The 636-nt window shown below is 67.1% G+C and carries 1 protein-coding gene; it reads right to left on the bottom strand.

Annotation, left to right across the window (positions count from 1 at the left end; all coding sequences use genetic code 11):
• Positions 1-349: 349 nt before the first annotated feature.
• On the bottom strand, positions 350-636 hold a 287-nt coding region (locus tag EAO77_RS39170; RefSeq protein WP_222723748.1), incomplete at its 5' end, for a hypothetical protein.

Consider the following 636-nt stretch of genomic DNA (forward strand, 5'->3'; position numbering starts at 1 on the left):
CTCCGGGGACGGGTAGCCGTGGGCGGCGATGTCCTCCAGCACCGAGGCGAGGACGTCGACCTTCGCGCGCTGGTCGGCCGCGTACGCACGGGCCGAGGCGGCGGCCTGCTCGTCGAGGGGCTGGCGGTCGGGCACGAGGGCCGGCTGCTCGCTCATCGGCAACTCCTGGGGTCTTCACTGGTGTCTTTCACCACGGTATCGCCGGGTCGCCCCTCGGGAGCCTGATACGGGCAATCCGAACCTGGTGGAGGAGCAAGGACTTAGGGCTGCCGTCCGCGCCGCTCTTTACGCCGTAAAGAACCCGGCCCGCGTCGTGCGCGGGCCGGGTTCTTTACGGCGTAAAGACACGTCAGTCGTAGAGCTTCATCGCCTTGCCGACCTTGACGTATGCGGTGGCGGCCTCGGCCTTGGGGTTGTAGAGCGTGACCGGGAGGGAGGCCGAGTACGACTCGGGGACCTTCACGTCGTCGCGGATGGTGGGTTGGACGACGAGGTCGCCGTACGCCTCTCGCACCTGCCGCTCGATGTCGTAGTAGACCTTGCCCTGGGAGATGCCCGTGACGCCTTCCCCTATGACGATCCAGTCGAGTCCGTCGCGCATGCCCATGAAGCCGAAGGACTTGTGCAGGTGAGCGA

It is taken from the genome of Streptomyces sp. T39, from assembly GCF_008042045.1.
Classification (GTDB): Bacteria; Actinomycetota; Actinomycetes; order Streptomycetales; family Streptomycetaceae; genus Streptomyces.